This window comes from Pseudomonas sp. LBUM1661, assembly GCF_059695925.1.
Genome location: NZ_CP166794.1, coordinates 6,187,251 through 6,212,203, shown reverse-complemented (window position 1 = coordinate 6,212,203; position 24,953 = coordinate 6,187,251). Strand labels below are relative to the sequence as shown.

19 protein-coding genes, 2 tRNA genes and 3 rRNA genes are annotated in these 24,953 nt (G+C 57.4%); 14 read left to right on the top strand and 10 right to left on the bottom strand.

From position 1 onward, the window contains the following. Positions 1 to 57 precede the first annotated feature (57 nt). A complete protein-coding gene (gene trpE, locus ACA057_RS28625; protein ID WP_401363567.1) occupies positions 58 to 1,539 on the top strand; it encodes an anthranilate synthase component I in 1,482 nt (493 codons plus the stop codon). Positions 1,540 to 1,722: 183 nt separating this feature from the next. On the opposite strand, the gene estP is transcribed toward trpE, so the two are convergent. Continuing rightward, positions 1,723 to 3,630, bottom strand: a complete 1,908-nt coding sequence (gene estP, locus ACA057_RS28620; RefSeq protein WP_497344149.1) for an esterase EstP — start codon at positions 3,628 to 3,630, stop codon at positions 1,723 to 1,725. A 406-nt stretch (positions 3,631 to 4,036) separates the two neighbouring features. Between estP and ACA057_RS28615 the strand changes: the two genes are divergently transcribed. The 4 genes from ACA057_RS28615 to ACA057_RS28600 all read left to right on the top strand — a co-directional run bounded on the left by ACA057_RS28615 (position 4,037) and on the right by ACA057_RS28600 (position 7,376). Then, positions 4,037 to 4,630 (top strand): aminodeoxychorismate/anthranilate synthase component II, encoded by a 594-nt coding sequence (locus tag ACA057_RS28615; protein WP_033056198.1) that lies wholly within the window; start codon positions 4,037 to 4,039, stop codon positions 4,628 to 4,630. Between the two features lie 9 nt (positions 4,631 to 4,639). Further along, positions 4,640 to 5,689, top strand: a complete 1,050-nt coding sequence (gene trpD / locus ACA057_RS28610; protein WP_059407367.1) for an anthranilate phosphoribosyltransferase — start codon at positions 4,640 to 4,642, stop codon at positions 5,687 to 5,689. After that, positions 5,686 to 6,522 carry an indole-3-glycerol phosphate synthase TrpC gene (trpC, locus tag ACA057_RS28605; protein WP_401363577.1) on the top strand — a complete coding sequence of 279 codons (837 nt, stop codon included), beginning with the start codon at positions 5,686 to 5,688 and terminating at the stop codon, positions 6,520 to 6,522. The genes trpD and trpC overlap by 4 nt, the downstream gene beginning before the upstream one ends. Before the next feature lie 155 nt (positions 6,523 to 6,677). Further along, on the top strand, positions 6,678 to 7,376 hold the full coding sequence (locus ACA057_RS28600; RefSeq protein WP_497344146.1) for a lipoate--protein ligase family protein: 699 nt from the start codon (positions 6,678 to 6,680) through the stop codon (positions 7,374 to 7,376). Between the two features lie 10 nt (positions 7,377 to 7,386). Here ACA057_RS28600 and crp read toward each other — a convergent pair whose 3' ends face one another. Beyond that, on the bottom strand, positions 7,387 to 8,031 hold the full coding sequence (crp, locus tag ACA057_RS28595) for a cAMP-activated global transcriptional regulator CRP (protein WP_401363582.1): 645 nt from the start codon (positions 8,029 to 8,031) through the stop codon (positions 7,387 to 7,389). Between the two features lie 246 nt (positions 8,032 to 8,277). On the opposite strand from crp, the gene ACA057_RS28590 reads away from it, so the two are divergent. Further along, entirely contained in the window at positions 8,278 to 8,700 is a 423-nt protein-coding gene (locus tag ACA057_RS28590; RefSeq protein ID WP_497344145.1) for an OsmC family protein, read from the top strand. Between the two features lie 93 nt (positions 8,701 to 8,793). Here the strand turns inward: ACA057_RS28590 and coq7 are convergent, their stop codons facing one another. The 6 genes from coq7 to hemJ all read right to left on the bottom strand — a co-directional run bounded on the left by coq7 (position 8,794) and on the right by hemJ (position 13,399). Further along, the gene (gene coq7 / locus ACA057_RS28585) at positions 8,794 to 9,441 is read right to left on the bottom strand and encodes a 2-polyprenyl-3-methyl-6-methoxy-1,4-benzoquinone monooxygenase (protein ID WP_497344143.1); all 648 of its coding nucleotides are present in this window, start codon (positions 9,439 to 9,441) and stop codon (positions 8,794 to 8,796) included. Positions 9,442 to 9,632: 191 nt separating this feature from the next. Then, positions 9,633 to 9,971 (bottom strand): histidine triad nucleotide-binding protein, encoded by a 339-nt coding sequence (locus ACA057_RS28580; RefSeq protein ID WP_497344141.1) that lies wholly within the window; start codon positions 9,969 to 9,971, stop codon positions 9,633 to 9,635. Positions 9,972 to 10,052: 81 nt separating this feature from the next. After that, positions 10,053 to 10,841, bottom strand: coding sequence for an SDR family NAD(P)-dependent oxidoreductase (locus tag ACA057_RS28575; protein WP_497344139.1), 789 nt, complete (start codon positions 10,839 to 10,841; stop codon positions 10,053 to 10,055). A gap of 62 nt (positions 10,842 to 10,903) precedes the next feature. Further along, complete coding sequence (locus ACA057_RS28570) at positions 10,904 to 11,878, bottom strand: DUF805 domain-containing protein (RefSeq protein ID WP_497350046.1); 975 nt, start codon at positions 11,876 to 11,878, stop codon at positions 10,904 to 10,906. A 90-nt stretch (positions 11,879 to 11,968) separates the two neighbouring features. Further along, entirely contained in the window at positions 11,969 to 12,937 is a 969-nt protein-coding gene (locus ACA057_RS28565) for an NAD(P)H-dependent flavin oxidoreductase (RefSeq protein WP_497344137.1), read from the bottom strand. A 33-nt stretch (positions 12,938 to 12,970) separates the two neighbouring features. Then, positions 12,971 to 13,399, bottom strand: a complete 429-nt coding sequence (hemJ, locus tag ACA057_RS28560) for a protoporphyrinogen oxidase HemJ (protein WP_403025846.1) — start codon at positions 13,397 to 13,399, stop codon at positions 12,971 to 12,973. Positions 13,400 to 13,534: 135 nt separating this feature from the next. On the opposite strand from hemJ, the gene argC reads away from it, so the two are divergent. Together argC and erpA are read left to right on the top strand one after the other, a co-directional pair. After that, the gene (argC, locus tag ACA057_RS28555; protein WP_497344135.1) at positions 13,535 to 14,569 is read left to right on the top strand and encodes an N-acetyl-gamma-glutamyl-phosphate reductase; all 1,035 of its coding nucleotides are present in this window, start codon (positions 13,535 to 13,537) and stop codon (positions 14,567 to 14,569) included. Positions 14,570 to 14,737: 168 nt separating this feature from the next. Beyond that, complete coding sequence (gene erpA, locus ACA057_RS28550) at positions 14,738 to 15,088, top strand: iron-sulfur cluster insertion protein ErpA (RefSeq protein WP_007947969.1); 351 nt, start codon at positions 14,738 to 14,740, stop codon at positions 15,086 to 15,088. A 73-nt stretch (positions 15,089 to 15,161) separates the two neighbouring features. Here the strand turns inward: erpA and ACA057_RS28545 are convergent, their stop codons facing one another. Then, the gene (locus tag ACA057_RS28545) at positions 15,162 to 16,253 is read right to left on the bottom strand and encodes an anhydro-N-acetylmuramic acid kinase (protein WP_497344133.1); all 1,092 of its coding nucleotides are present in this window, start codon (positions 16,251 to 16,253) and stop codon (positions 15,162 to 15,164) included. A 3-nt stretch (positions 16,254 to 16,256) separates the two neighbouring features. Continuing rightward, entirely contained in the window at positions 16,257 to 17,693 is a 1,437-nt protein-coding gene (locus ACA057_RS28540; protein WP_497344131.1) for a peptidoglycan DD-metalloendopeptidase family protein, read from the bottom strand. Positions 17,694 to 17,905: 212 nt separating this feature from the next. Between ACA057_RS28540 and tyrS the strand changes: the two genes are divergently transcribed. From tyrS to rrf, 6 genes are all read left to right on the top strand, one after another. Then, a complete protein-coding gene (tyrS, locus tag ACA057_RS28535) occupies positions 17,906 to 19,105 on the top strand; it encodes a tyrosine--tRNA ligase (RefSeq protein WP_497350044.1) in 1,200 nt (399 codons plus the stop codon). Between the two features lie 550 nt (positions 19,106 to 19,655). Continuing rightward, positions 19,656 to 21,192 (top strand): 16S ribosomal RNA (locus ACA057_RS28530). 83 nt (positions 21,193 to 21,275) lie between these two features. Next, positions 21,276 to 21,352 (top strand) — tRNA-Ile (locus tag ACA057_RS28525). Positions 21,353 to 21,381: 29 nt separating this feature from the next. Next, positions 21,382 to 21,457: transfer RNA gene (locus tag ACA057_RS28520), tRNA-Ala, on the top strand. Positions 21,458 to 21,706: 249 nt separating this feature from the next. Beyond that, positions 21,707 to 24,598 (top strand): 23S ribosomal RNA (locus tag ACA057_RS28515). A gap of 172 nt (positions 24,599 to 24,770) precedes the next feature. Then, positions 24,771 to 24,886 (top strand): 5S ribosomal RNA (rrf, locus tag ACA057_RS28510). Together the 16S, 23S and 5S rRNA genes with 2 tRNA genes alongside form the textbook arrangement of a ribosomal RNA operon. The last annotated feature ends 67 nt before the right edge of the window (positions 24,887 to 24,953 follow it).

The following is a 24,953-nucleotide window of genomic DNA, read 5'->3' as shown; positions in this document are numbered from 1 at the left end:
GCGTACCGGCGCGTTTGCATACCTGACTGATAGACCCTCAAGCCACGAGGCTACCCCATGATCCGCGAAGAATTCCTGCGTTTGGCCGCTGCCGGCTACAACCGCATCCCGCTTGCCTGCGAAACCCTGGCCGACTTCGACACGCCGCTGTCGATCTACCTGAAACTGGCCGACGAGCCCAACTCCTACCTGCTGGAATCGGTGCAGGGCGGCGAGAAATGGGGCCGTTACTCGATCATCGGCCTGCCGTGCCGCACCGTGTTGCGCGTGCATGATCACCAGGTGAGCGTGACCCACGACGGCATCGAGATTGAAAGCCACGAAGCCGAAGATCCACTGGCCTTCGTCGAAGCATTCAAAGCCCGCTACAACGTGCCGACGATCCCCGGCCTGCCGCGTTTCAACGGTGGTCTGGTGGGTTACTTCGGTTACGACTGCGTGCGCTATGTGGAAAAACGCCTGGGCAAGTGCCCGAATCCCGATCCGCTGGGCGTGCCGGACATTCTGCTGATGGTTTCCGACGCGGTGGTGGTGTTCGACAACCTCGCTGGCAAGATGCACGCGATTGTCCTGGCTGATCCCTCGCAGGCCGATGCGTTCGAGCAAGGTCAGGCACGGCTGGAAGAGCTGCTGGAGAAACTCCGCCAGCCGATCACCCCGCGCCGTGGCCTGGACTTCAGCAAGCAGCAATCCGCTGATCCGGTGTTCCGCTCCAGTTTCACCCAGGGCGATTACGAAAAAGCCGTCGACACCATCAAGGAATACATCCTGGCCGGTGACTGCATGCAGGTCGTCCCGTCCCAGCGCATGTCGATCGACTTCAAGGCGGCACCGATCGATCTGTACCGGGCGCTGCGCTGCTTCAATCCGACGCCTTACATGTACTTCTTCAACTTCGGCGACTTCCATGTCGTCGGCAGTTCGCCGGAAGTGCTGGTGCGGGTCGAAGACAACTTGATCACCGTGCGCCCGATTGCCGGTACTCGCCCACGCGGGGCCAACGAAGAAGCTGACCTGGCACTGGAAAAAGACCTGCTGTCCGACGACAAGGAAATCGCCGAGCACTTGATGCTGATTGACCTGGGTCGTAACGACACGGGGCGTGTTTCGGAAATCGGTTCGGTAAAACTCACCGAGAAGATGGTCATCGAGCGTTATTCCAACGTGATGCACATCGTGTCCAACGTGACCGGCCAATTGAAAGCCGGGCTGACGGCGATGGACGCTCTGCGGGCGATCCTGCCGGCGGGCACCTTGTCGGGCGCACCGAAGATCCGCGCGATGGAAATCATCGACGAACTGGAGCCGGTCAAGCGGGGCGTCTACGGCGGCGCGGTCGGTTACTTCGCCTGGAACGGCAACATGGACACTGCCATCGCGATCCGCACCGCAGTGATCAAGAACGGCGAACTGCATGTGCAGGCCGGTGGCGGCATCGTTGCCGACTCGGTGCCGGCGCTGGAATGGGAAGAAACCCTGAACAAGCGCCGCGCCATGTTCCGCGCCGTAGCCCTGGCCGAACAAACCCCGGAAAGCTGAGTTCACCGCATCGCTTTTTGTAGGAGCAAGGCTTGCCCGCGAAGAGGCCGGTACAGCCAACATTGATGTTGTCTGATCCACCGCTTTCGCGAGCAGGCTCGCTCCCACAAGGATCTCACCAGCATAAAAAAAACGCGGCGCCGGTGAGGGCTCCGCGTTTTTTTGTGCCTGTGTTTTGCCGAATCAGAAGTCCAACGCAACCCCAACCGTCACCCCTTGCTGGGTAAAGTCATCGTCTTTACGAAACGTGTACCCGCCACGCAGCGCCAGGTCGGCCGTCAATTTGTGGCTGACCCCCAGGCTCACGCGATTCAGGTGGCTTTGCGGTGTATACCCATCAAGCGTGAAGTCGAGGGACGGCAGACTATTGAGGGCAATGTTCACCTTCTGCACGTCATCTTCATACTCACGCTCGTAGGCATATTCGCCAAACACTTGAGTCTGCGGGGTGATCTGGAATTTACCCTGGAGCCCGACCCCAAGACGTTTTGAATCGCGCTTCTGATCATCAAAAGTCAAGGCCGTGGAACGGTTGTCGTTTTCCGAGTAACCATCGACTTCCACCTTCGCGTAATCAGCACTGATGAACGGCGACAGGTGCCACTCGCTGCCCGGCTGCGCAATGTCGTAGCCGACCCGTGTGCTGAAGGCCCAGAGATAGCCATCGGTATCACCTTTTTCCGCACCTTCGCTGGCACCCAGGTCGAATTTGCGTTTGAGGTTGTCATAGTCCAGCTTGCCACCGGTCAACGCGGCATCAGCCCAAAAGCGGTTCTGCTGGAACTGGGCAAAGAGAGTCGCCAGGTAGCTGTTGAGTTTGTAGTCCGAATCGTTACTGCCGGCCTCTAGATTCTGACGATAGAAGCCTGCCGCCACACCGACACGCCAGGCCTCATTGAGGCGATAGCTGCCACCGATATTCAGGTTGTAGCCGCTGCCATCAGCGCTGGCGCCGCTGCTTTGGCTATCGACATCGAGGTGCTGACCGCCGCCGGCGACAATCGCGCGCCATTGGCCGACCGCTTGCCAGTTCTCCCAGTCCGATTGCCATTGGCTGCGCAATTCATCCTGATGCGCGCGTAACGTGGCGTGGGCCATTTCCGGCAACAACGTCAGTTCCCAAGGCGCCGCCAGCAGGGAATAGGCGTAGTCGGAAATCAGCTTTTGCCCGGTTTCCGTCGGGTGAACGCCATCGTTATAGATCAGCTTGGTCGGATCTGGAGTCGCACTGTTGATGCCATAAGTGGCGTTCTCGTTGCAGCCGTTACCGCTGAAGCACGTCGCGGTCAGATTCTGGCCGATGCCCAAGCCGAATCGCGCCGGGTCGGCGAAGGTTTCCTGCAACAGCAAAGGAATGTTCAGCGGGATGATTTCGGCTTCGATCCCTGCGAGACGGGTCACCAATTGCCGGTTGAACGCGCTGCTCAGTTGTGAGGTGGCATTTTGCAGGGGAGTGCCATTGATGGCCGGCGTCAGGCCCAGGTCGGGCAGCAGCCACACCATGATGTACCGGGCACCGGCGGTCTGCAGGACCTGGACGCTGTCCGCCAGGCGGTCCGCAGCGGCATTTGCCTGGGCACCACTTTGCACACGTCCCTGAAGAAAGTCGTTGCCGCCCCCGGAGAGGTAATACAGCGCGTTCGGGTCGGCACTGAAGTTGTTTGTCGGCAGATAACCCGCGCGTATACGTTCACCCGTGGCGGACACGGTGGTGATCGACGTGAGGATCTGGTCGGTGCGATAGCCGCCAACCGCCCAATTGTTGCCGTCCGGCAGGCCTTGGCCGGCGCGCGCTGCCGAGGTCGACGCGGCTGTCTCGTCCGCTGAAAATCCGAGTCGCCCGCCCAGCAATTGTGTCGAGTTGGCGGAATAGACTTCGCCGCTGCCATCCTGGTAAACAGGCCCGGTCCGGTTGGTGAAACGCAACGTCGACCCGGGCGGGCCGCCCGTATCGGTAAACTGCCCGGCATCGTTGAGGCTGTCGCCGAAGACAATGAAGTTCGAGTAGGGATTGGGCGCCGCGATCGCCTGGGCGCAGGCCATGGCGAGCAAGCAGCCGGCAAGCGGTACATACAACGTCTGTTTGATCATGAGCAAGTCCGTTTGATTATTGTTTTAGTGAACGAAACGACGGTGCCAGAAAATATAGAGCCAGTTGCCGTTCGGCGCGAACTTGTCGATTGTTTCACGCGCTTGTATCGCGCCATATTGCACGCCCTGCCCAGCTAAGCTACTGTGCCAAGACGTTTAAATGAGACCTTCCCCGTGTTGATCGTCAGCAAACTTCTGGATCAAGTCATCAAGGCACACGCCCGTTGGCGTTGGCGCGCCTGAATCCTTCTGCCGGCCCGGCCGGATCTTTACCGCTTTGCCTTCTTTACCCGTAATACCCACCGCTTTGCTGCGCGATCCCTGCGACTGACAAAGCGCAGGACGCTGCGGGTAAATCATTCGAAGGCTGTCTTAAAGTCAGTGAATTCAAGAGGTTCATAACGCCATGTTGCTGATGATCGATAACTACGACTCTTTTACCTACAACGTTGTGCAGTACCTGGGTGAGCTAGGCTCCCAGGTCAAAGTCGTGCGCAACGATGAACTCACCATTGCCGAAATCGAAGCCCTCAATCCTGAGCGCATCGTCGTTTCCCCGGGTCCTTGCACCCCGAATGAAGCCGGCGTCTCGATTGACGTGATCAAGCACTTTGGCGGCAAGCTGCCGATCCTGGGTGTCTGCCTAGGTCACCAGTCCATCGGCCAGGCCTTTGGCGGCGATGTGGTTCGCGCCCGTCAGGTCATGCATGGCAAGACCAGCCCGGTGTTCCACGAAGACAAGGGCGTTTTCGAAGGCTTGAATCATCCGCTCACGGTTACGCGCTACCACTCTTTGATCGTCAAGCGCGAAACTCTGCCCGACTGCCTGGAGCTGACCGCCTGGACCCAGCTCGAAGACGGCTCGGTCGACGAGATCATGGGCCTGCGCCACAAGACATTGAACATCGAGGGCGTACAGTTTCACCCTGAGTCGATCCTGACCGAACAGGGCCACGAACTGTTTGCCAACTTCCTCAAACAAACCGGCGGCACGCGCTAAGGACTTATCATGAACATCAAGACAGCCCTGAGCCGTATCGTCGACCACCTTGACCTCAGCACCGAAGAAATGCGCGATGTGATGCGCGAAATCATGACCGGGCAATGCACGGATGCGCAGATCGGCGCGTTCATGATGGCCATGCGCATGAAGAGCGAAAGCATCGACGAGATCGTCGGCGCCGTGTCGGTCATGCGCGAGCTGGCGGACAAGGTCGAACTCAAGACCCTCGACGGCGTTGTCGACGTGGTCGGCACCGGTGGTGACGGTGCCAATATCTTCAACGTGTCGACCGCTTCCTCGTTCGTGGTCGCAGCAGCGGGATGCACCGTCGCCAAGCACGGTAACCGTGCGGTCTCGGGCAAAAGCGGCAGCGCCGACTTGCTGGAGGCGGCGGGTATCTACCTGAACCTGACCCCGGTTCAAGTGGCTCGCTGCATCGACAATGTCGGCATTGGTTTCATGTTCGCCCAGACCCACCACAGTGCGATGAAGCATGCCGCCGGCCCGCGCAAGGAGCTTGGCCTGCGCACCTTGTTCAACATGCTCGGCCCGCTTACGAATCCGGCCGGTGTGAAGCATCAGGTGGTGGGTGTGTTCAGCCAGGCGTTGTGCCGGCCATTGGCCGAAGTCTTGCAGCGTCTGGGCAGCAAACACGTGCTGGTGGTGCATTCGAAGGATGGCCTGGACGAGTTCAGCCTGGCGGCACCGACCTTTGTCGCGGAACTGAAGAACGATCAGGTCACCGAGTATTGGGTCGAGCCGGAAGACCTGGGCATGAAGAGCCAGAGCCTGCACGGTCTGGCAGTGGACAGCCCGGCGGCCTCCCTTGAGCTGATCCGCGATGCCCTGGGCAAGCGCAAGACCGAGAACGGCCAGAAAGCTGCAGAAATGATCATGCTCAATGCCGGTGCCGCACTGTATGCCGCTGACCATGCAACAAGTTTGAAAGAGGGCGTTGCCCTGGCGCACGACGCGCTGCACACCGGCCTCGCTCGGGAGAAACTCGAGGAGCTGGGTGCATTTACCGCGGTATTTCGAGTGGAGAATGAGGGATGAGTGTACCGACGGTTCTGGAAAACATTCTGGCCCGCAAAGTCCAGGAAGTTGCCGAGCGCAGTGCTCGTGTGAGCCTCGCCGAGCTGGAAAGTCTGGCCAAGGCGGCCGATGCACCCCGTGGATTTGCCCAGGCACTGATCGCTCAGGCCAAGTTGAAGCAGCCGGCGGTCATTGCTGAAATCAAGAAAGCTTCGCCGAGCAAAGGCGTGATTCGCGAGAACTTCGTGCCGGCGGATATTGCCAGGAGTTACGAGAAGGGCGGTGCGACCTGCCTCTCGGTGCTCACCGATATCGATTACTTCCAGGGCGCCGATGCATATCTGCAGCAGGCTCGTGCGGCGTGCAACCTGCCGGTGATCCGCAAGGACTTCATGATCGATCCGTACCAGATCGTCGAAGCCCGCGCGTTGGGCGCCGATTGCGTGCTGTTGATCGTCTCCGCACTGGACGACGTGAAAATGGCCGAGCTGGCGGCCGTGGCCAAAAGCGTTGGTCTCGATGTGCTGGTGGAAGTCCACGACGGTGACGAACTGGAGCGGGCCTTGAAAACCCTCGACACCCCATTGGTGGGTGTCAACAACCGCAACCTGCACACCTTCGACGTCAGCCTGGAAACCACGCTTGACCTGTTGCCGCGCATTCCGCGTGATCGTTTGGTGATCACCGAAAGTGGCATCCTCAATCGTGCCGATGTCGAGCTGATGGAAATCAGCGACGTGTACGCATTCCTGGTCGGCGAAGCCTTCATGCGCGCCGAAAGCCCAGGCACCGAGTTGCAGCGTTTGTTCTTTCCGGAGCGTGGCACTGCGGTGAGCGGTTCTACACTCGACTGAGTTCAGCCAGGCGACCGAGGCGCGCCCTTCGCGAGCAAGCCCGCTCCCACATTTGATCGGCGTTGTGTGGGTGAGCGCGGACTAATGGGGGAGCGGGCTTGCTCGCGAAGGCGGCATAAGAAACACCACAGGCTGGAAACCTTACGGATTACTTTATGATCCCAACCTCTCTGACCGTCGAAGCCGGCCTGCTTGCCGAACAGGATCTGCTCGCCCATGTCTGCACCGGCGATTCCGAGTTCGGTCTGCTGTTCTGGCAGCCCAGCGATCGGGCACTGGTCATGCCTCGCCGTTTGAATCGATTGCCCGGTTTCGAACACGCCTGCGAAGTCTCCGCCGCTGCCGGTTGGCCGGTACTGCTGCGCGAAACCGGCGGTGAACCGGTGCCACAATCGGCCGCTACGATCAACATCGCCCTGGTCTACGCACCACCCCGCAGCGAAGGTGATCAGAACCGGATCGAAACCGGCTACCGCCGACTCTGCGACCCGATCTGTCAGCTGCTTGATGAATTGGGAGGCGTTTCATCGTTGGGCGAAATTGACGGTGCGTTCTGCGACGGTCGTTTCAACGTCAACCTCGACGGCCGCAAAATGGTAGGCACCGCTCAGCGCTGGCGCCAGAGCAAGGGTGGCTCGCGTCCGGTAGGCTTGGTGCACGGGGCGTTGTTGCTGGATAACGAACGTGAGTCGATGGTAGCGGCGGTCAACCGCTTCAATGAGGCCTGCGGTCTGGAGCAACGGGTGCGCGCCGAAAGCCACATTGCCCTGCATGAAAAATTCGCCGCGCCTGACGCGCTGCAACGTCTCGATGCACTCTACCGGCAAATGCTGGCGCAGATGTTCAGCAGCTAAGTTTGCGAACTTAGCGCGTACCGAAGACCACCATGGTCTTGCCTTTGACATCCACCAGGTTGCGTTCTTCCAGATCCTTGAGCACGCGACCGACCATCTCCCGTGAACAACCGACAATCCGCCCGATTTCCTGACGGGTCACTTTGATCTGCATGCCGTCGGGGTGGGTCATGGCGTCTGGCTGTTTGCACAGTTCCAGCAGGCAGCGGGCGACGCGACCGGTCACATCGAAGAACGCCAGATCGCCTACCTTGCGGGTGGTATTGCGCAGGCGCTGTGCGATTTGTCCGCTCAGCACGTAAAGAATGTCCGGATCTTGTTGGGACAGTTCGCGGAATTTCGCGTAGCTGATTTCCGCGACTTCGCATTCGATCTTCGCGCGAACCCAGGCGCTGCGCTCCTGTTCCAGGCCGGCCTGTTCAAACAGGCCCAACTCGCCGAAAAAGTCCCCGGTGTTCAGGTAGGCGATGATCATTTCGCGACCATCGTCATCCTCGATCAGGATCGTAACCGAGCCTTTGATGATGAAGAACAGCGTTTCCGAGCGGTCGCCGGCACAAATGATGTTGCTCTTGGCCGCGTAGCGACGGCGCTGGCAATGCATCAATAGTTTGTCGAGGTTCTTGATTTTGGGGGTGGGGGCAATAGCAACCATGGTTGTATCCCGAAAAGACTGCACGGTGTGTTTGGTTTTTTTGTAGGCGCTGACGAAGCCTGTGATCTTCTTATGGCTACAAAGCTGGCTATGCGCCAGCGAATTGGCGCCAGCTTAACAGACGCTTCCTGCAATATTCGAGAATTTACCTACAGCGCGGATGGTTATGTCCTAGGAAGGCGAGCGCTGTCAATCAAGGGGCCTGTGCTAAGCTGGCGACCCTTTTTTATACAGTGGAGTCTGGCGATGAAGGCACGCATCCAATGGGCTGGCGAAGCCATGTTCCTCGGCGAATCCGGCAGCGGTCATGTCGTGGTCATGGACGGTCCGCCCGAGGCCGGCGGTCGCAACCTGGGTGTCCGGCCGATGGAAATGCTCCTGCTGGGTGTCGGCGGTTGCAGCAATTTTGACGTGGTCAGCATCCTCAAGAAATCCCGCCAGGCCGTCGAGAGCTGCGAAGCTTTCCTTGAAGCCGAGCGTGCGACTGAAGACCCGAAAGTCTTCACCAAGATCCACATGCGCTTCGTGGTCAAGGGCCGAGGCTTGAAAGAAGCCCAGGTCAAACGCGCCATCGAGCTGTCCGCCGAGAAGTATTGCTCGGCCTCGATCATGCTCGGTGCGGCCGGTGTCGAGATCACCCACGACTACGAGATCATCGAACTGGGTTGAATCGACCACGAGCACAAAAAAAGGCGACTACCTCACGGCAGTCGCCTTTTTATTGGCCTTGTTGTAGGAGCAAGCTTGTTCCTACAGGTCAGATCAGATCCGATAAGTACTCTTGGTCATCACCTTGGCCATCAGGCTCATGCCGAACTTCACCGGAGCCGGGAAGCGGAAGCCGCCAGCCTCCAGCGCGCTTTCAGCGTGATGTTCTTCATCGATGCGCATCTGTTCAAGGATTGCCCGGGATTTTTCGTCCTCGGCCGGCAGTTGTTCAAGGTGTTCGTTCAAGTGTTTGCACACCTGATGCTCAGTGGCAGCAACGAAGCCCAGGCTGACTTTGTCGCTGATCAAGCCGGCGACTGCGCCAATCCCGAACGACATGCCATAGAACAGCGGATTGAGAATGCTGGTGTGGCTGCCCAGCTGATGGATGCGTTGTTCGCACCAGACCAAGTGGTCGATTTCTTCTTCGGCGGCGTGTTCCATGGCGGCGCGCACTTGCGGCAGCTTCGCGGTCAGGGCCTGGCCCTGATACAACGCCTGGGCGCAGACTTCACCGGTATGGTTGATGCGCATCAGACCGGCAACGTGCCGGGTGTCTTCGTCGCTCATTTGTGCATCCGGCTGCACGATCGCGGGGGACGGACGGTATGGCTGGCCACTGGAAGGCAGCAAAGTACGCATCGCGGCATCGGCTTGCAGCAGAAGACGGTCAATCGGCGAGTAGTGACGTTGGGTAGTCATGCTGACCTCCGGGAAGAATCTCGGCGGCCAGTTTAACCCAATCGGCCGGGGAAGGTTTGCGTTGGGTCACGGGATAACACCGCGATCTGTAGGAGCGAGGCTTGCCCGCGAAAGGGGCGACGCGGTCATTCGGAATGACCTCGTTATCGTTCTTCGCGGGCAAGCCTCGCTCCTACAGGGCTGCGTGATAATCAGCCCGGCGGCCAATGCATCTGACGCTGACCCAGCACGTGCATATGAATGTGATAAACGGTCTGCCCGCCCAGCTCATTGCAGTTCATGACCACGCGGAAACCTTCCTCGCAACCCAATTCCAAGGCCAGACGCTGGGCGGTGAACAGGATGTGCCCGGCCAATGCCTTGTCTTCCTCGGTGAGGTCGTTAAGGGTGCGCACCGCTTTTTTCGGGATGACCAGAAAATGCACCGGCGCCTGTGGGTTGATGTCGTGGAAGGCCAGTACCTGGTCGTCCTCGTAAATGATCTTCGCCGGGATTTCCCGACTGATGATCTTGGTGAACAGAGTATCCACAGCTGTTTTCTCCGTTGTTTGGGCTGGCCTGAGTGTAACCATGGGTTATGCCCGAGCCCAGCCTTTTACCTTGAGGTTCGATCAGCGCGGGCAGTAGGCCTTGTTGACCATGCCGGCGATTGTCCGGGTCAGCCACCGCGAGCCCAGCCGAGGCAAGAAGGCGCGCCAGCGGTTGCGACGGCCCGGAATAATGATGGCGCGATTTTTCTCCAGGGCCCGCACGGTGTAGAGCGCGACTTCTTCAGGGCTCATGAGCATTTTGCTGTCGATCAATTTGCCCGTGTCCAACTGGGCGGTGCGAAAAAACGCCGTATGGGTCGGGCCGGGGCAGAGCACCGAGACCTTGACCGCGCACTTCTTCAGCTCGACCCGCAGCCCTTCGGAAAAGTGCAGCACATAAGCTTTGCTGGCGTAGTACGTGCTCATCCAGGGGCCAGGATGGAACGCCGCAACCGAGGCGACGTTCAGAATCTGCCCGCCGCCCTGCAACGCCATGCTGTTGCCGATGGCGTGACACAGGCGAGTGAGCGCCAGAATGTTCACTTCGATCAGGTCCTGCTCGGTCATCCAGTCCAGAGCCAGGAAGGGACCGCAGGTGCCGATGCCGGCGCAGTTGACCAGCAGATCGATCTGTCGGTCACCCTCTTCCAGCTCCAGCAGAAACCCGGACAGCCGCAACGGCTCGCTGAGGTCGCAGGCACGGAACAACACTTCCACGCCAAAACGTTGAGTCAGTTCAATCGCAATACTTTCCAGCTGATCACGCTGTCGGGCCACCAGGATCAGGCTGCGGCCGCGCCGGGCCAGCGCTTCGGCCATCGCCAGGCCGATGCCGCTGGAAGCGCCAGTGATCAGAGCGTAACGGGTCATGCAATTCTCCATCGCAACAGCTCCGCGCCGGCGACGCAGGTGTCACGGGCGGGGAGCGCTGTTCATTCTTTCGCAGAGTCTACAGGGGGCTGGGCTTCTTCGGCTGCATCGTCAGCGGAATTTGGCGCCTCCTCTGCCTCGGCGGCGGGCTCTACTTCGACTTCATCGGTAATCACTGAGCCACTTTCATAGCTGGTTTCGGCAGCGCTTTCGTACTCTTCCTGAATGGCAGTGATGCCTCCGGCCAGTGCTCCAAGGACGACGATGGCGACAAACACAATCCACAGCGACGACAACACCTTGACCGCTGTGCTGTTGGGCGGAGGTGGCGCACCGTACCGATTGGCGGTGGCGTTGCCCGGCACCACCATGATGACAAACGGGAAGAAGCTGCCCACGAATGGCACAAGGTTCAGCACCCAGAGCCAGCCGGACCAACCGATATCGTGTAGACGCTGGACGAAGAACTGAATACTGACGAACGCGAGCGCCACCACGAGGATAAAGACCACCAGGCCACCGAGAATCAGGCCTGCGGTCGAATCCGTACCGATAAGCGCCAAGCCAAAAACGGCAAGCACCGAGCCAACGGCTAGCGTCACCAGCGTCAGGGCCATGGTCCAGGCGAGAAAACGCAAGCGGCCGATACGGCCCTCGAAGCTGAATGCCTTGAGCGGAGCGAACTCCGGCAGCACTTCACCGACAGCCGCGCGCGGCGGCGCGTACGGTGATTCCGGATCGGTCGTCAGTGGAGCACTGGGAGGAATGTGTTCGTGAGCATCGGCCAGGTTCAGTTCGATCGAGGGTTCATTCTCGATTCGCGCATCGATGCCGGTTTTCGTCAGCGCCTGAAGGTAAGTCTGCGCGTCTGCCTGTGACAGGTCGCGCTTGAGTGTAACCGTCTTGCCGCTGAACAGCCGTTCGACGGCAGCCACTTCGCTTTTGTACAGCGCGGCGAGATTGAGCTTGGCCGTGGTGACGTCAACACCTGGCAACAGAGCGCCGTCGAACACGATCTTGAAACGGTTTTCGCTCATTGCGAGGCATCCTTGTCGCGAGTGCTGAATGGAGAATGTGGGGCGCTCGCAGTGTAAGGCCAGCCAGGTGCGGCTGGCCAAGCTTTCTCGTCAGCGCGGCCAGCGTTTCGGCAGCTGCGCCGCCAGTTCCAAAGCCTTGCGGTATTCGGCGTCCAGGCGTGCGACCAACTGATCGACACTCGGCAGATCGTCGATTTCGCCGACACCCTGGCCCGCGGACCACACGGTTTTCCAGGCTTTGGCTTCATCGCTGATAGGTTTGAGCTTGGAACCGAAGTTCACTTCACCCTTGCCTTGCAACGCGGCCATGTCGAAACCCGCTGCCTCCAGGCTCTGGCGCATGAAGCTCGCCGGCACGCCCGACACCGCTGGAGTATGGACGATGTCCGCCGCTCTGGCGGTCAGTAGCATCTCCTTGTAGGCGTCAGGTGCATGACTTTCAGTGGTGCCGATAAATCGTGTACCGAAGTAGGCCAGGTCCGCACCGAGCAGTTGCGCGGCGAGAATCTCGTGGCCGTGGTTCAGGCAGCCGGCCAGCAACAGGGTTTTGTCGAAGAACTGGCGAATCTCGGCAATCAGCGAGAACGGGCTCCAGGTCCCGGCGTGCCCACCCGCGCCGGCAGCCACGGCGATCAAACCGTCCACACCGGCCTCGGCGGCTTTCTCGGCATGACGACGGGTCGTCACGTCATGAAATACCAGGCCGCCATAGCTGTGAACTGCATCGACCAGTTCTTTCACCGCGCCGAGGCTGGTGATCACGATCGGCACTTTGTGTTCGATGCAGATATCCAGGTCCGCTTGCAGCCGCGGGTTGCTGTTGTGGACGATCAGGTTCACCGCGTACGGCGCGGGGTTCTCCAGTGTCGCCAACCCAGCTTCGATCTCTTCCAGCCAGGCCTTGAAGCCGCTGCTCTCGCGCTGGTTCAGCGCGGGGAAGCTGCCCACCACGCCATTGCGGCAGCAGGCGAGCACCAATTGCGGGTTGGAAATCAGGAACATCGGCGCCGCCACCACAGGCAGACGCAAACGTTGTTCGAGCAAAGCGGGCAGCGACATTGGAAGTACCCCGGTGAGTTGTGCTGATTGAAATTAGAACGGCCGAACCACGACCAGAATGACGATAGCCAGCAATATCAGAACCGGCACTTCATTGAACCAGCGATAAAAGACATGGCTGCGGGTGTTTTCGCCACGGGCAAAACGTTTTACCTGTGCGCCGCACATATGGTGGTAGCCGATCAGGATCACGACCAGGGTCAACTTGGCGTGAATCCACGCGCCTTGGCTGAATATGCTCGGGTTGAGGTAGATCAGTGCGATACCGAAGATCAGGGTGGCGATCATCGCCGGCCCCATGATGCCCCGGTACAACTTGCGCTCCATGAGGCTGAAGCGTTCCTTGCTGACGGTGTCCTCGCTTTGCGCGTGATAAACGAACAGGCGCGGCAGGTAAAACAGGCCGGCAAACCAGCAGACCATGCTGACGATGTGAAGCGCTTTGAGCCACAGATAAAGCATTTTTAGTTATTCCCAGGTTCACGGTAGGCTGGATAGTAGAGGCTTGAGGCTCCGCACGTCACCTTGCCGGTTGTCGCAGAACGATACGGGCCCTATTATCGACGGCTTTCCAGTGGGTTCGTTGAGGGCAGGTTTATGGTCAAGGTCGGTATCGTCGGCGGCACGGGTTACACCGGTGTCGAACTGCTGCGTCTGTTGGCGCAGCATCCGCAAGCTGAAGTGGTAGTGATCACTTCCCGATCCGAGGCCGGTCTGGCCGTGGCTGATCTATACCCGAACCTGCGCGGTCATTACGACGGTTTGGCGTTCAGCGTTCCCGACATCAAGACCTTGGGTGCCTGCGATGTGGTGTTTTTCGCCACGCCGCACGGTGTTGCCCATGCGCTGGCGGGTGAATTGCTGGCAGCCGGGACCAAGGTCATCGACCTGTCGGCGGACTTCCGTCTGCAAGACGCCGATGAGTGGGCCAAGTGGTACGGCCAGCCGCACGGTGCGCCGGAATTGCTGGAGGAGGCGGTCTACGGCTTGCCGGAAGTCAATCGCGAGCAGATCAAGCAGGCGCGCCTGATCGCCGTACCGGGTTGCTACCCGACGGCGACGCAATTGGGTTTCCTGCCCTTGCTCGAAGCCGGTCTGGCTGACACCACTCGCCTGATCGCTGACTGCAAGTCCGGCGTCAGCGGTGCCGGTCGTGGTGCGTCTGTCGGTTCGCTGTACTCCGAGACGTCGGAAAGCATGAAGGCGTACGCCGTCAAAGGTCATCGTCACCTGCCGGAAATTCGCCAGGGGCTGCGTCGCGCAGCGGGCAAGGACGTCGGCCTGACCTTCGTGCCGCACCTGACGCCCATGATTCGCGGCATTCACTCGACGCTCTATGCGACCGTCGTGGATCGCTCGGTGGATCTGCAAGCGCTGTTTGAAAAACGCTATGCCAACGAACCGTTCGTCGATGTCATGCCAGCTGGCAGCCATCCGGAAACCCGTAGCGTGCGTGGCGCCAACGTTTGCCGCATCGCCGTGCATCGTCCGCAGGAGGGTGATCTGGTGGTGGTGTTATCGGTGATCGACAACCTGGTCAAAGGTGCGTCCGGGCAGGCGGTGCAGAACCTGAACATCCTGTTTGGCCTGGATGAGCGTCTGGGCCTGTCCCACGCGGGGATGCTGCCGTAAGGCTTTATCCCGCTCAGCAAAAAGGCCCTGTTAAAGGGCCTTTTTGCATTGGGAGCCGGCAATCGGGTTTATTGATATACCGTAACAATAGTTGACCAATTTTCTAGGAGAAGCGGATAATGCGCGTCATCACGCATTATGGCGGCGTAACGCCGGGAGATAGTCAGCATGAGCGTCGAATCCTTCACCCCCACCGCTTTGCAATTCACCCACGGTGCCGCGCACAAGGTGAAGAGCCTGGTCGATGAAGAGGGGAATGATCGCTTGAAGCTGCGCGTATTCGTTACGGGCGGCGGTTGTTCAGGTTTTCAGTACGGTTTCACCTTCGATGAAGAAGTGGCCGATGACGACACCATCGTTGAGCGCGAAGGCGTGAGCCTGGTCGTGGACCCGATGAGCTTCCAGTACCTGGCAGGAGCCGAGGTGGATTATCAGGAAGGTCTGGAAGGTTCGCGTTTCGTGATCAAGAACCCGAACGCCAGCACCACCTGTGGTTGCGGCTCTTCGTTCTCGATCTGATCGCACGTCAGCGCATCACCAAGCGCCGCATGGCTTCAGGGCTCTGCGGCGTTTTGCTGTCCGGGGTTCTGCTTCAGGCCGGATAGATGGCGCCGAGCACGCGCAGGCCTCGGGCGCCGGTGACGCTCGGGCGGTTGGCCGCAATGCCTTCCAGGCAGCAATGGGCCAGCCAGGCGAAGGCCATGGCTTCGACCCAATCCGGGTCAACACCGTAAGCCGCGGTGCTGCTGACCTTGGCGTTGGGTAGCAAAGCAGCCAAGCGGTTCATCAGCGCCGCGTTGTGCGCGCCGCCGCCACAGACCAGCAATTCCTGGGTGTCCGATTGGGCACTTTGCAACGACTCGATAATGGTCAGCGCGGTGAGTTCAAGCAGCGTTGCCTGGACATCTTCGGCAGCGAACGTCGGCAAGTGCGAAAGGTGTTGTGTCAGCCATGGCAGGTTGAACACTTCGCGACCGGTGCTCTTCGGGCCTTTGGTGACAAAGAACGGATCGCTGAGCAGCGCTTGCAACAGAACAGGTTCGACCTTGCCACTGGCCGCCCATTGGCCGTCACGATCAAAGTTGTCACCGTGTTGCTGGTGAATCCAGGCATCCATCAGGACATTCCCCGGCCCGCAATCGAAACCGGCGACAGGTTGGCCAGGTTCAATCAGGCTGAGATTGCTGAAGCCACCGACGTTCAGTACCGCACGGTGGCCTTTGCGCTCTTCAAACAGGGCCTCGTGAAAGGCTGGAACCAGTGGGGCGCCTTGCCCGCCAGCGGCGACGTCGCGGCTGCGGAAGTCGCTGACCACGGTGATGCCGGTCAGCTCGGTCAATAAGGCCGGGTTGCCAATCTGCACCGTAAACCCGCGCGCCGGTTCGTGGCGAATGGTCTGGCCGTGGCTGCCAATCGCTCGAATGTCTTCAGGCTTGAGGTTTTGTTGATCGAGAAGGGTGTGAATGCCCTGGGCCGCCAGTTTTACCCAGTTCTGCTGGGCGATGGCGGAGCGGGCAATCTCGTCCGGGCCACTGGCGCACAAGCCAAGCAGCTCGGCGCGCAGGGATTCAGGCATGGGGATGTAGTGCGTGGCGATCAGCTTGATCGCCGCGGTTTGCTCGATCAGCGCAATGTCCAGGCCATCAAGGCTGGTCCCGGACATCACGCCTATATAGAGCACCATGGCTTAGCGTTTGCTCGAGGCCAGCATGGTGGCCTTTTCTTGGTCCATGCGTGCCATCAGAGGCTGACTTTGCGCAAGGAAACGCGCGCGTTCGCCTTTGGAGATCGGATCGGCCATCGCCACCTTCTGACCCAGTGGGTCGACGTGTACGCCATTGACCTGGAACTCATAATGCAAATGCGGGCCGGTGGATAGACCGGTTGTACCGATATAACCAATCACCTGACCTTGCTTGACGCTGCCGCCAGTCTTGATGCCCTTGGCGAAGCCCTGCATGTGCCCGTACAGCGTGCGATAAGTGTTGCCGTGCTGGATGATCACGGTGTTGCCGTAGCCGCCACGGCGACCGGCCAACAACACTTTGCCGTCACCGGCAGCCTTGATCGGCGTACCGCGCGGCGCTGCGTAATCGACGCCTTTGTGGGCGCGTATCTTGTTCAGGATCGGATGCTTGCGGCCCATGGAGAACTTCGAGCTGATGCGGGCGAAGTCGACCGGCGTGCGGATGAACGCCTTGCGCATGCTGTTGCCATCAGCGGTGTAGTAGCTGCTGTTGCCTTGTTTGTTGGTGTAACGCACGGCGGTGTAGGTCTTGCCGCGGTTGGTGAAGCGCGCTGACAGGATCGGGCCATTGCCGACCGCTTTGCCATTGACGACTTTCTGCTCGTAGATCACGTCGAACTCGTCACCCTGGCGAATATCCTGGGCGAAGTCGACGTCGTAGCCAAACACGCTGGCCATGTCCATGGTCAGGCTGTGGGACAGGCCCGCACGTGCCGCGGACTGCGACAGCGAGCTGTTGATCACGCCGTGGACATAGGCGGAGCGAACGGTTGGTTTGGCGGTAATGCGGTTGAACGCGTAACCCTTGTCGTTCTTGGTCAGGCTAATGCTTTCGACGTCGCTGACCTTGCTGTGCAGGTTGGTCAGCTGGCCGTCCGGGCTCAGTTCGAATTCGAGTTTCTGGCCATGTTTGAGTTGGCTGAACTGCTTGGCTTGCTTGTCGCTGGCCAACACGTCATGCACTGAAGCGGCCGGAAGACCGACTTTCGCGAACAGTGTGGAGAGCGTATCGCCTTTGGTGACGATCACTTCCCGGTGATTGGGCGCCTTCTTTTCTTCGACGACAGGCGCAGGTGCTGGTGCCGGTGCCGGCTCGACCTGGGCGGTTTCCTGGGTGTCTTCGGCGCTGTTTTCGATCTGCGCGAAAGGGGAGGCTGCTGGCTCATTTGTGGCTTGGACAGCGTCAGCAGCGTCTTGATCTTGTGTCAGTTGTTCAGCAGGGCTTTCCAGTTCAAGACTCAGGGTCGTCTTTTTGGCTTCAACATCACTGGAAGGAAATACCAGAAGCGCCAGGCTCAGTAGAGCGGCGATGCCACTTGCTGCGAGCAGGTGAGTCTTCGGGTAAAGCGGTGGCGCTTTAGACGATTCTTTGGTCATAGGTAATTTTGACTTTGAAAAAAGATGAATTGGAAAAGATGAATGACATGATGAAGATGAAATAACTGTATAAAATATAACCAAATCATCTCTGAAGCAAGTCCGCGGACACTCTGCCCGTGGATTGGCGTCCGTGCGCTGGGCAGAACTTGTATTTGACGCGCGATCTTGTATGGTTGGTTCCCTTTGAATTCGAGCCTTGCGGGTCTGTTATGAAGTCGGTTGAAGAGCAGCTAGCGCTGATTAAACGTGGTGCGGAAGAACTGTTGGTCGAGTCCGAGCTGATCGAAAAGCTCAAGCGTGGCCAGCCGCTACGTATTAAGGCAGGCTTCGATCCGACTGCGCCGGATTTGCACCTGGGTCACACCGTGCTTATTAATAAGCTGCGCCAGTTCCAGGAGCTGGGGCATCAGGTGATCTTCCTGATAGGTGACTTCACCGGGATGATTGGTGATCCAAGCGGCAAGAGTGCAACACGCCCGCCGCTCACTCGCGAGCAGGTTCTCGAGAATGCCGAGACCTACAAGACCCAGGTCTTCAAGATCCTCGATCCGGCTAAAACCGAAGTTGCGTTCAACTCCACCTGGATGGATCAGATGGGGCCGGCCGATTTCATTCGCCTGACTTCGCAGTACACCGTTGCTCGCATGCTCGAGCGTGATGACTTCGATAAGCGCTACACCTCCAATCAGCCCATCGCCATTCACGAGTTCCTTTATCCGCTGGTTCAGGGTTATGACTCGGTTGCCTTGCGCGCGGATGTCGAGTTGGGGGGTACCGATCAGAAGTTCAACCTGTTGATGGGGCGTGAGCTGCAGCGCGGTTATGGTCAGGAGCCGCAATGCATTCTGACGATGCCGCTGCTCGAAGGTCTGGATGGCGTGAAGAAGATGTCCAAGTCATTGGGCAACTACGTCGGTATCCAGGAAGCACCGGGTGTCATGTACGGCAAGCTGGTTTCCATTCCAGATGTGCTGATGTGGCGCTACTTCGAATTGCTCAGCTTCCGCTCCATGGATGAGATCAATGCATTCCGTGCCGATGTCGAGGCGGGCGCAAACCCTCGCGACATCAAGATCAAGTTGGCCGAAGAGATCGTTGCCCGTTTCCATGGTGAAGAGGCTGCGGCCAATGCTCACCGTGCGGCGGGTAACCGTATGAAGGAAGGCGAGCTGCCAGACGACCTTCCAGAGATCGAATTGACTGCCGCCGAGGATATGCCGATCGCTGCCGTCCTTAATAAAGCAGGGCTGGTGAAGAACTCGGCCGTTGCGCGTGATCTGCTGGGATCGGGTGGTGTGCGTATCGATGGTGAGGTTGTCGATCGCACCTTTATATACGCACTGGGCTCGACCCATGTTTGCCAGGCCGGGAAGAAGGCATTTGCGCGTATTACGCTCAAATCCGAATAAGGCTGAAATTAGGGGTTGACGGCAGATTCTGGAAGTCTATAATTCGCCCACTTCCGGCGCAGTCGAAACGGAAAACTCCTTGGCAAACAAAGAGTTACGCAGTTTTCGGCAGCAGGTTGCTTCAGTTCATCGAAGCCTGGAAGGAGTTGTTAAGGCAGTGTGTTGTCGCCTTATCAACGATTCGATCTTCTCGGTCGAAAGCAGCGGAAAAGAGGGGTTGACAGCAGCGAGTAACGCTGTAGAATTCGCCTCCCGCTGACGAGAGATCGGAAGCGCAAGTGGTTGAAGTTGCAAAGGAAACTTTGAAAACTTCGGAAAATAACCGCTTGACAGTAACTGGCGCTGCTGTAGAATGCGCGCCTCGGTTGAGACGAAAGGCTCAACCCACCGCTCTTTAACAACTGAATCAAGCAATTCGTGTGGGTGCTTGTGGAGTCAGACTGATAGTCAACAAGATTATCAGCATCACAAGTTACTCCGCGAGAAATCAAAGATGTAACCAACGATTGCTGAGCCAAGTTTAGGGTTTCTTAAAAACCCAAAGATGTTTGAACTGAAGAGTTTGATCATGGCTCAGATTGAACGCTGGCGGCAGGCCTAACACATGCAAGTCGAGCGGTAGAGAGAAGCTTGCTTCTCTTGAGAGCGGCGGACGGGTGAGTAATGCCTAGGAATCTGCCTGGTAGTGGGGGATAACGCTCGGAAACGGACGCTAATACCGCATACGTCCTACGGGAGAAAGCAGGGGACCTTCGGGCCTTGCGCTATCAGATGAGCCTAGGTCGGATTAGCTAGTTGGTGAGGTAATGGCTCACCAAGGCGACGATCCGTAACTGGTCTGAGAGGATGATCAGTCACACTGGAACTGAGACACGGTCCAGACTCCTACGGGAGGCAGCAGTGGGGAATATTGGACAATGGGCGAAAGCCTGATCCAGCCATGCCGCGTGTGTGAAGAAGGTCTTCGGATTGTAAAGCACTTTAAGTTGGGAGGAAGGGCAGTTACCTAATACGTATCTGTTTTGACGTTACCGACAGAATAAGCACCGGCTAACTCTGTGCCAGCAGCCGCGGTAATACAGAGGGTGCAAGCGTTAATCGGAATTACTGGGCGTAAAGCGCGCGTAGGTGGTTCGTTAAGTTGGATGTGAAATCCCCGGGCTCAACCTGGGAACTGCATTCAAAACTGTCGAGCTAGAGTATGGTAGAGGGTGGTGGAATTTCCTGTGTAGCGGTGAAATGCGTAGATATAGGAAGGAACACCAGTGGCGAAGGCGACCACCTGGACTGATACTGACACTGAGGTGCGAAAGCGTGGGGAGCAAACAGGATTAGATACCCTGGTAGTCCACGCCGTAAACGATGTCAACTAGCCGTTGGGAGCCTTGAGCTCTTAGTGGCGCAGCTAACGCATTAAGTTGACCGCCTGGGGAGTACGGCCGCAAGGTTAAAACTCAAATGAATTGACGGGGGCCCGCACAAGCGGTGGAGCATGTGGTTTAATTCGAAGCAACGCGAAGAACCTTACCAGGCCTTGACATCCAATGAATCTGCTAGAGATAGCGGAGTGCCTTCGGGAGCATTGAGACAGGTGCTGCATGGCTGTCGTCAGCTCGTGTCGTGAGATGTTGGGTTAAGTCCCGTAACGAGCGCAACCCTTGTCCTTAGTTACCAGCACGTAATGGTGGGCACTCTAAGGAGACTGCCGGTGACAAACCGGAGGAAGGTGGGGATGACGTCAAGTCATCATGGCCCTTACGGCCTGGGCTACACACGTGCTACAATGGTCGGTACAGAGGGTTGCCAAGCCGCGAGGTGGAGCTAATCCCAGAAAACCGATCGTAGTCCGGATCGCAGTCTGCAACTCGACTGCGTGAAGTCGGAATCGCTAGTAATCGCGAATCAGAATGTCGCGGTGAATACGTTCCCGGGCCTTGTACACACCGCCCGTCACACCATGGGAGTGGGTTGCACCAGAAGTAGCTAGTCTAACCTTCGGGAGGACGGTTACCACGGTGTGATTCATGACTGGGGTGAAGTCGTAACAAGGTAGCCGTAGGGGAACCTGCGGCTGGATCACCTCCTTAATCGACGACATCAGCTGCTCCATAAGTTCCCACACGAATTGCTTGATTCATTGAAGAAGACGATAAAGAAGCAGCCCGAAATTGGGTCTGTAGCTCAGTTGGTTAGAGCGCACCCCTGATAAGGGTGAGGTCGGCAGTTCGAATCTGCCCAGACCCACCAATTTTTGTGTGGGAAACCTGTAGCAATACGGGGCCATAGCTCAGCTGGGAGAGCGCCTGCCTTGCACGCAGGAGGTCAACGGTTCGATCCCGTTTGGCTCCACCACTACTGCTTCTGTTTGTTGAAAGCTTAGAAATGAGCATTCCATCGTGATGATGGTGAATGTTGATTTCTAGTCTTTGATTAGATCGTTCTTTAAAAATTTGGGTATGTGATAGAAAGATAGACTGAACAACACTTTCACTGGTGTTGGATCAGGCTAAGGTAAAATTTGTGAGTTGCTCTTAATTGAGTATTATCGAATTTTCGGCGAATGTCGTCTTCACAGTATAACCAGATTGCTTGGGGTTATATGGTCAAGTGAAGAAGCGCATACGGTGGATGCCTTGGCAGTCAGAGGCGATGAAAGACGTGGTAGCCTGCGAAAAGCTTCGGGGAGTCGGCAAACAGACTGTGATCCGGAGATGTCTGAATGGGGGAACCCACCTAACATAAGTTAGGTATCTTAAGCTGAATACATAGGCTTAAGAAGCGAACCAGGGGAACTGAAACATCTAAGTACCCTGAGGAAAAGAAATCAACCGAGATTCCCTTAGTAGTGGCGAGCGAACGGGGACTAGCCCTTAAGTGGCTTTGAGATTAGCGGAACGTTCTGGAAAGTACGGCCATAGTGGGTGATAGCCCTGTACGCGAAAATCTCTTAGTCATGAAATCGAGTAGGACGGAGCACGAGAAACTTTGTCTGAATATGGGGGGACCATCCTCCAAGGCTAAATACTACTGACTGACCGATAGTGAACTAGTACCGTGAGGGAAAGGCGAAAAGAACCCCGGAGAGGGGAGTGAAATAGATCCTGAAACCGTATGCGTACAAGCAGTGGGAGCCCACTTTGTTGGGTGACTGCGTACCTTTTGTATAATGGGTCAGCGACTTATTTTCAGTGGCGAGCTTAACCGAATAGGGGAGGCGTAGCGAAAGCGAGTCTTAATAGGGCGTCTAGTCGCTGGGAATAGACCCGAAACCGGGCGATCTATCCATGGGCAGGTTGAAGGTTGGGTAACACTAACTGGAGGACCGAACCGACTACCGTTGAAAAGTTAGCGGATGACCTGTGGATCGGAGTGAAAGGCTAATCAAGCTCGGAGATAGCTGGTTCTCCTCGAAAGCTATTTAGGTAGCGCCTCATGTATCACTGTAGGGGGTAGAGCACTGTTTCGGCTAGGGGGTCATCCCGACTTACCAAACCGATGCAAACTCCGAATACCTACAAGTGCCGAGCATGGGAGACACACGGCGGGTGCTAACGTCCGTCGTGAAAAGGGAAACAACCCAGACCGTCAGCTAAGGTCCCAAAGTTATGGTTAAGTGGGAAACGATGTGGGAAGGCTTAGACAGCTAGGAGGTTGGCTTAGAAGCAGCCACCCTTTAAAGAAAGCGTAATAGCTCACTAGTCGAGTCGGCCTGCGCGGAAGATGTAACGGGGCTCAAACCATACACCGAAGCTACGGGTATCACTTAGGTGATGCGGTAGAGGAGCGTTCTGTAAGCCTGTGAAGGTGAGTTGAGAAGCTTGCTGGAGGTATCAGAAGTGCGAATGCTGACATGAGTAACGACAATGGGTGTGAAAAACACCCACGCCGAAAGACCAAGGTTTCCTGCGCAACGTTAATCGACGCAGGGTTAGTCGGTCCCTAAGGCGAGGCTGAAAAGCGTAGTCGATGGAAAACAGGTTAATATTCCTGTACTTCTGGTTATTGCGATGGAGGGACGGAGAAGGCTAGGCCAGCTTGGCGTTGGTTGTCCAAGTTTAAGGTGGTAGGCTGAGATCTTAGGTAAATCCGGGATCTTAAGGCCGAGAGCTGATGACGAGTTACCCTTTGGGTGACGAAGTGGTTGATGCCATGCTTCCAAGAAAAGCTTCTAAGCTTCAGGTAACCAGGAACCGTACCCCAAACCGACACAGGTGGTTGGGTAGAGAATACCAAGGCGCTTGAGAGAACTCGGGTGAAGGAACTAGGCAAAATGGCACCGTAACTTCGGGAGAAGGTGCGCCGGTGAGGGTGAAGCATTTACTGCGTAAGCCCATGCCGGTCGAAGATACCAGGCCGCTGCGACTGTTTATTAAAAACACAGCACTCTGCAAACACGAAAGTGGACGTATAGGGTGTGACGCCTGCCCGGTGCCGGAAGGTTAATTGATGGGGTTAGCTAACGCGAAGCTCTTGATCGAAGCCCCGGTAAACGGCGGCCGTAACTATAACGGTCCTAAGGTAGCGAAATTCCTTGTCGGGTAAGTTCCGACCTGCACGAATGGCGTAACGATGGCGGCGCTGTCTCCACCCGAGACTCAGTGAAATTGAAATCGCTGTGAAGATGCAGTGTATCCGCGGCTAGACGGAAAGACCCCGTGAACCTTTACTATAGCTTTGCACTGGACTTTGAATTTGCTTGTGTAGGATAGGTGGGAGGCTTTGAAGCGTGGACGCCAGTTCGCGTGGAGCCAACCTTGAAATACCACCCTGGCAACTTTGAGGTTCTAACTCAGGTCCGTTATCCGGATCGAGGACAGTGTATGGTGGGTAGTTTGACTGGGGCGGTCTCCTCCTAAAGAGTAACGGAGGAGTACGAAGGTGCGCTCAGACCGGTCGGAAATCGGTCGTAGAGTATAAAGGCAAAAGCGCGCTTGACTGCGAGACAGACACGTCGAGCAGGTACGAAAGTAGGTCTTAGTGATCCGGTGGTTCTGTATGGAAGGGCCATCGCTCAACGGATAAAAGGTACTCCGGGGATAACAGGCTGATACCGCCCAAGAGTTCATATCGACGGCGGTGTTTGGCACCTCGATGTCGGCTCATCACATCCTGGGGCTGAAGCCGGTCCCAAGGGTATGGCTGTTCGCCATTTAAAGTGGTACGCGAGCTGGGTTTAGAACGTCGTGAGACAGTTCGGTCCCTATCTGCCGTGGACGTTTGAGATTTGAGAGGGGCTGCTCCTAGTACGAGAGGACCGGAGTGGACGAACCTCTGGTGTTCCGGTTGTCACGCCAGTGGCATTGCCGGGTAGCTATGTTCGGAATAGATAACCGCTGAAAGCATCTAAGCGGGAAACTAGCCTCAAGATGAGATCTCACTGGGACCTTGAGTCCCCTGAAGGGCCGTCGAAGACTACGACGTTGATAGGTTGGGTGTGTAAGCGCTGTGAGGCGTTGAGCTAACCAATACTAATTGCCCGTGAGGCTTGACCATATAACACCCAAGCAATTTGCTGACCCTTCTTTATAAATGAAAAGGGACACCAGATTGCGGTGTGTGAAGACGAAACGAACCGAAAGTTCGAGATCTTGCAAAACACCGAAAGCTATCACTTACCCAATTTGCTGAAGCGCGGCCAGCCGGCCACGACTCGGTACCCGAATTTCTTGACGACCATAGAGCATTGGAACCACCTGATCCCATCCCGAACTCAGCAGTGAAACGATGCATCGCCGATGGTAGTGTGGGGTTTCCCCATGTGAGAGTAGGTCATCGTCAAGATTAAATTCCGAAACCCCTATCTGCGTATGCAGGTAGGGGTTTTGTTTTGTCCGCAGGAAAGTGGCCT

Coding starts and splice junctions, on each gene's coding strand:
- trpE (WP_401363567.1), top strand. CDS start 58: ATGATCCGCGAAGAATTCCTGCGTTTGGCCGCTGCCGGCTACAACCGC.
- estP (WP_497344149.1), bottom strand. CDS start 3,630: ATGATCAAACAGACGTTGTATGTACCGCTTGCCGGCTGCTTGCTCGCC.
- ACA057_RS28615 (WP_033056198.1), top strand. CDS start 4,037: ATGTTGCTGATGATCGATAACTACGACTCTTTTACCTACAACGTTGTG.
- trpD (WP_059407367.1), top strand. CDS start 4,640: ATGAACATCAAGACAGCCCTGAGCCGTATCGTCGACCACCTTGACCTC.
- trpC (WP_401363577.1), top strand. CDS start 5,686: ATGAGTGTACCGACGGTTCTGGAAAACATTCTGGCCCGCAAAGTCCAG.
- ACA057_RS28600 (WP_497344146.1), top strand. CDS start 6,678: ATGATCCCAACCTCTCTGACCGTCGAAGCCGGCCTGCTTGCCGAACAG.
- crp (WP_401363582.1), bottom strand. CDS start 8,031: ATGGTTGCTATTGCCCCCACCCCCAAAATCAAGAACCTCGACAAACTA.
- ACA057_RS28590 (WP_497344145.1), top strand. CDS start 8,278: ATGAAGGCACGCATCCAATGGGCTGGCGAAGCCATGTTCCTCGGCGAA.
- coq7 (WP_497344143.1), bottom strand. CDS start 9,441: ATGACTACCCAACGTCACTACTCGCCGATTGACCGTCTTCTGCTGCAA.
- ACA057_RS28575 (WP_497344139.1), bottom strand. CDS start 10,841: ATGACCCGTTACGCTCTGATCACTGGCGCTTCCAGCGGCATCGGCCTG.
- ACA057_RS28570 (WP_497350046.1), bottom strand. CDS start 11,878: ATGAGCGAAAACCGTTTCAAGATCGTGTTCGACGGCGCTCTGTTGCCA.
- ACA057_RS28565 (WP_497344137.1), bottom strand. CDS start 12,937: ATGTCGCTGCCCGCTTTGCTCGAACAACGTTTGCGTCTGCCTGTGGTG.
- hemJ (WP_403025846.1), bottom strand. CDS start 13,399: ATGCTTTATCTGTGGCTCAAAGCGCTTCACATCGTCAGCATGGTCTGC.
- argC (WP_497344135.1), top strand. CDS start 13,535: ATGGTCAAGGTCGGTATCGTCGGCGGCACGGGTTACACCGGTGTCGAA.
- erpA (WP_007947969.1), top strand. CDS start 14,738: ATGAGCGTCGAATCCTTCACCCCCACCGCTTTGCAATTCACCCACGGT.
- ACA057_RS28545 (WP_497344133.1), bottom strand. CDS start 16,253: ATGGTGCTCTATATAGGCGTGATGTCCGGGACCAGCCTTGATGGCCTG.
- ACA057_RS28540 (WP_497344131.1), bottom strand. CDS start 17,693: ATGACCAAAGAATCGTCTAAAGCGCCACCGCTTTACCCGAAGACTCAC.
- tyrS (WP_497350044.1), top strand. CDS start 17,906: ATGAAGTCGGTTGAAGAGCAGCTAGCGCTGATTAAACGTGGTGCGGAA.